The organism is Halorientalis persicus (assembly GCF_900110215.1).
Lineage (GTDB): Archaea > Halobacteriota > Halobacteria > Halobacteriales > Haloarculaceae > Halorientalis > Halorientalis persica.
This window is the reverse complement of sequence record NZ_FOCX01000080.1, coordinates 1-4,813: the sequence shown is the minus strand read 5'-3', so window position 1 is coordinate 4,813 and position 4,813 is coordinate 1. Positions and strand designations below refer to the sequence as shown.

The 4,813-nt window shown below is 52.7% G+C and carries 4 protein-coding genes and 1 pseudogene; 4 read left to right on the top strand and 1 reads right to left on the bottom strand.

All coding sequences use genetic code 11. The features are described from left to right. Positions 1 to 290, top strand: a pseudogene (locus BMX17_RS24520) (transposase); the annotation flags it as partial. A 290-nt stretch (positions 291 to 580) separates the two neighbouring features. Here the strand turns inward: BMX17_RS24520 and BMX17_RS24515 are convergent. Further along, complete coding sequence (locus tag BMX17_RS24515; protein WP_092665175.1) at positions 581 to 1,369, bottom strand: TrmB family transcriptional regulator; 789 nt, start codon at positions 1,367 to 1,369, stop codon at positions 581 to 583. An 83-nt stretch (positions 1,370 to 1,452) separates the two neighbouring features. On the opposite strand from BMX17_RS24515, the gene BMX17_RS24510 reads away from it, so the two are divergent. The 3 genes from BMX17_RS24510 to BMX17_RS24500 form a co-directional block, all read left to right on the top strand. Next, positions 1,453 to 1,785: a DMT family transporter gene (locus BMX17_RS24510; protein ID WP_080505327.1), complete on the top strand. Its 333-nt coding sequence runs from the start codon at positions 1,453 to 1,455 to the stop codon at positions 1,783 to 1,785. 94 nt (positions 1,786 to 1,879) lie between these two features. After that, positions 1,880 to 3,127 carry a digeranylgeranylglycerophospholipid reductase gene (locus tag BMX17_RS24505; RefSeq protein WP_092665172.1) on the top strand — a complete coding sequence of 416 codons (1,248 nt, stop codon included), beginning with the start codon at positions 1,880 to 1,882 and terminating at the stop codon, positions 3,125 to 3,127. 80 nt (positions 3,128 to 3,207) lie between these two features. Further along, positions 3,208 to 4,813: transposase (locus BMX17_RS24500; protein ID WP_092665169.1), on the top strand; the 1,606-nt coding region annotated here is incomplete at its 3' end.

Below are 4,813 nucleotides of genomic sequence, written 5' to 3'. Positions count from 1 at the left end.
AGTACTCGGTGTTCATGACAAATCGGAAGAGTGGCCTTCTCTCGGAGTATGGCTACCGGTGGGAGATCGAGAGCGGGTACAAGTCGATCAAACGGTTCATGGCCGCCACAACGTCGAAGCACTTCGGACTACGGTTCTTCTACTTCGCGTTCGCGTGTTTGCTGTACTCGATCTGGCGGGCTGTGGACCTGCTGGTACAGGTACAGTTGACCGGTGAATACGAACACTCGCCGATCGTGACGGCAGATAACACGTTGACACTGGTGAAGAAGGAAACCGGAATCGGATAGTAACGAGACTCTCTCCGCGATAGCGTGTCTTCTCAGTGGCGACACTATCCAGAGTCTCGGAAATCCGCTGGAATAGTTGCCTGTGGAACAAGAGCGGCCGTTCAGAAAGCGATCTGACGCAGAGTCCGCTCATCGATTCGGGCGATAACACGCATTAGAGCCCCGCTATACCCGCTGTAGTCTCATCTTCCAATGCATACAGTAGTTGAGGCCGGCCTTCTCAATGTACAGAGACAATATCGGTTTGAGTCAATTACATCACATCACGTCTTCCTCCCATCATCACTGTCTCACTCAAGGAGGGGAACAGCATCGGTCCACAGTCGTTGGAAGTACTGCTCAAACTCGGAGACTACTTGCGAATCTTTGATCCCGATCACACCGATCCTGTCTTCACCAGATACTGGATGTAGCACATCGATCGTTGTCTCCACATTGTCCACGATATCAAACGAAAGCGCAATCTCAGGAGCCGTTCTGACAGTTATGTCTGCGGGCTGGTTTTCAATTAGATGTGGGAATCGGTCGGGGAGTACGGTAACTGCTTTTTCACTGAAGAGGAGGTCGACAGACAAATCCGTATTAGCACCCTCGAAAAAGCCTTCCACTTCAGATTGGAGTGTCTCCCACGTCGCATCCTCGTAAGGAGGCCCGACGGCTGCTTTGACAACGCTCTCCGCGGTTCGCATATGCTGCTGGAGTGCTGTACTCATTTCGTCACTCCCGAGCGATCCAAGCCAGAAACTACTCTCTGTTGGTGGTGTCGGCAAAAGGTTCGAACGAACTGTTTCTGCTTTCTCGCGGTAACGATCCCACTCTTGTTTCAGTTCATACGCTCGTTCAGCCAGAAGCCTATCGACGACGGTTTCTGGCTGTACGGCGACGTACTGATTTGGATCGCTTGACTGTCTCCAGATCAGCTTGCGAGCTTCAAGACCGTTTAGTACGTCGTAGATACGGCCTTTTGGAACCCCACTAGTATCAGAGAGTTCAGCTGCCGTCACTGCTCCTGTTACGAGAAGGGTTCGATAGGTCTTCTCCTCGTAACTTGAGAGTCCAAGCTCGCCCAATTCCGTCATGCTTTGTCATTGTGCCTCCAAACAAATTGTAAGTGCTGTTTTGTTTCAGTAGTCGTATATCGGGGGCTTCGAGACCTAACGATATGCATCCGTACGTACTGCTCGCTGGTGCAATACTCTCCGAATTATTCGGGACGACTGCCCTCAAACTCTCCGATGGATTTTCACAACCGGTTCCCAGTATTGGGGTTGTCCTCGGATATGGGGCAGCGTTCTATCTACTATCCCTGACGTTAGAGGAATTACCGATGGGTGTCGTCTATGGGACATGGGCAGCATTGGGTATTGTCGGTGTGGCAGGTATCGGGGCCGTTGTTTTTGATGAACCAGTTGATCTGGCAGGCCTTCTCGGAATTGGCCTCATTATCAGTGGCGTCTACTTCGTCAACGTGGTGTCACAGATGTCTGCCCACTAAGATGGTGGGCACCGGGCCTGTGTAGAAACAACCGAAAAGTGGCACTGTGTTCCAACATCTTGTTCGTCCGCTCTTGAGTAGTTGTTCTCCAACGATGTCAAACAGGTATGATGTGATCATCGCTGGGGCAGGTCCAGCGGGGGCGCAGTGTGCACGAGATCTAGCTGACCGTGGGTACGATGTTGTCGTCCTAGAAACCGAAGCAGAAGATGAATTCCCAGCTCAAAGTAACAAATCTACCGGCGGAACGTTTGCGTCAATGATGACCTCCTTCGGCATCCCGGACGATGTCGTTATGCACGCGACTGAATCAGTAGTTCTTGAATCTCCAAATGAACACTTTATCCAGGACCAGCCGGGCTTTGTCTTGGACTTTGAGGCGTTCAAGAAGTTCCTTGTCGAGGATGGTCGTCACAAGGGTGCTGAGTATCGGTTTGATGCTCGTGTTCGTGACCCGATCGTCGAAGATGGTGATCTCGTTGGTGTCCGTTATAACCGTGACCAGGAGGTCTTTGGCGAAATCGTTATTGATGCTACGGGTCCGGCTGCGCCACTGGCTAAAGATCTGGGGATAGCCAATCTTGAGCGGGAGAACCACGCGATTGGTATTGAATACTTATTCGAAGGCGTCGATCTCAATCATCCCGAGTTTGCTGATCTCACTGACGCGATGATGTTGCGGTTGGACCACGAGTACGCCCCTGGAGGTTATTCGTGGATCTTCCATACGGGTGACGACACAGCAAAAGTCGGTATCTGTTACATCCAGAATGAACGCTATCAAGAAAACGCCATTCACGATCGCACCGTCGACGGGTATCTCGAACATTGGCTTGATACTGACCCACGGTTTGAGAACGCCAGACAAATCGCAGAGAGTCCAGTTCGGGGATCAGCACATGTACAGCCTCCCGGATCGATGAGTACTGATTCGTTTATCGCGATCGGTGATACTGTCCCATCGGTTGATCCTGTCTGGGGAGAGGGAATCTACAAGTGTATGAAATCAGCTCGAGCAGCTGCGATGACAGCCGATCGTTGTCTGACGAGGACGAAAGACACCTCTGCTAAGGAGATGGGAGTCTACGACGACCTCTGGAAGGAGCAAGTTGCTCCCAGACAAGACCGACGGTTGATGATGACGAGGTTGCTATACCTTGCACCAAACGAACGGTACGACCAGCTTATGCGAGATCTGGACAAGCTCTCTCGAGATACCCTTTCAGATATTAACGATGGGAGCAAGCAGGAAATTGTAAAACTGTTGTATCCCAGTGATCTATCCTACCTCTGGAAATACTGGCGAGAAACACAATTTGGGAGTGTCTCTTACTCCAACTAACCACAACACTTCCGCTGATGAATCCAACTTCTATCCGATCTTGATCAACTGGTCTTGGACGTTTTGCTATCAGTACCCACATGGCTATGACCCCCGAGTCGCGTCAAACAGTCTTTCGCCAAATCGCTCATTGTTCCTATGTCGATTGGCCAACGTATGGGTCTAGCCCGCTGTTCGATCGCTCGTCGCTTCCCGCACTGGAGTCGGATGTCCGCGTCGTCGCAAAAACGTGGTTCCAGCAAGACGAACACGAGGGCGTTGAACCATTCGTCCACACATTACCGCTTGCATACGTCCAGTTCGATGCCCACGACCGATACGCAGGCTCGACGAGCTACGAGATTGAGACTCTGTTTCGCCTATTCCTGTTAAAAGAACTCTACGACTGGGACCACGAAACCGCGCTCGTCGAATACCTCACCAAGCATCCCGATCTCTGTGATAAACTTGGCCTGGAGTCGGTCCCCGATCAGTCAACCCTATGGCGTAGCTGGCATCACCGGTTCACGGCCGAACTCCAAGACACCGTCGAGACGGCAGCGCGAACAATCCTCATCAAAGCCCAAAATGCGGGTGTCTCTGTTCCACGAGAACCAGAACGGCAGAGCCGCAGACACCATGATGAGAATGAAGAATCGGACTCCGATGATCAGACCGTATTAGAGCAGGCCGAGACCGTTACTGAGCAAGTGAGTCGCGTTGCCTTCCCAGCGTTCTCACTGGACCGTGGCGAGGGTTGTGAGATCCACGAGAATGCCTACTGGGACCTCCAAACCTACCTGGGGCTTCGAGAAAACCTCGCCGTCAATGAGGGGGCTCGCAGTTTCATTCACGAGTCCAATCGGGAGCGGACACCGCTCGGCCACGCCCATCGCGAGCATCTCCGCGACCTCTCAATTGAGCAGATACGCGAGATGTATCGACAAGCGGTTACCCGATTGTTGGACCGGGTAGCAGAGACGGAGGAATTCTTCCGGGCCGGCATCATTGCCATCGATATAACTGAATCAGACCCGTTCACAGGAGATCGGGCCGGGCATGAGGACGAGATCATCGGCACGAAGGAGAAAACCGACGAGTATGCCTACCAGTGGGCCACGGTCCAACTGGTCGGGAATGCCGTCCCAATCGTCTTAGATGCGCGCCCAGTTCGGAAAGGCGATACGCGCAAGGAAATCGTCGAGGACCTCTTGAATTCGGCAGAGGCAGCTGTTCATGTCGATAATGTGCTGATGGACCGTGAGTTCGACAGCCAGCATATCCTGGAGATGCTGAGTCAACGCGGGCTGTCCTACGTCGTCCCGAAGCGGATGCAGACCAGCGAAAAAGCGCAGGCGAAACGACTTCTCAAGCGGGGAAAGGACCGGTACGAGACTGATCGAAAACTGCATCTCGGCGACAACGAGTGGCACTCGACAACGCTGATCTATCGCCGGAAAGAGGACTCCGAACACACCGATCATCGGCAGTACTCGGTGTTCATGACAAATCGGAAGAGTGGCCTTCTCTCGGAGTATGGCTACCGGTGGGAGATCGAGAGCGGGTACAAATCGATCAAACGGTTCATGGCCGCCACAACGTCGAAGCACTTCGGACTACGGTTCTTCTATTTCGCGTTCGCCTGTTTGCTGTATTCAATCTGGCGAGCGGTTGATTTGCTCGTGCAGGTACAGTTGACCGGCGAGT

What these genes read in the sequence shown, in the direction of transcription:
- BMX17_RS24515 (WP_092665175.1), bottom strand. Translation starts at nt 1,369, where the DNA reads ATGACGGAATTGGGCGAGCTTGGACTCTCAAGTTACGAGGAGAAGACC.
- BMX17_RS24510 (WP_080505327.1), top strand. Translation starts at nt 1,453, where the DNA reads ATGCATCCGTACGTACTGCTCGCTGGTGCAATACTCTCCGAATTATTC.
- BMX17_RS24505 (WP_092665172.1), top strand. Translation starts at nt 1,880, where the DNA reads ATGTCAAACAGGTATGATGTGATCATCGCTGGGGCAGGTCCAGCGGGG.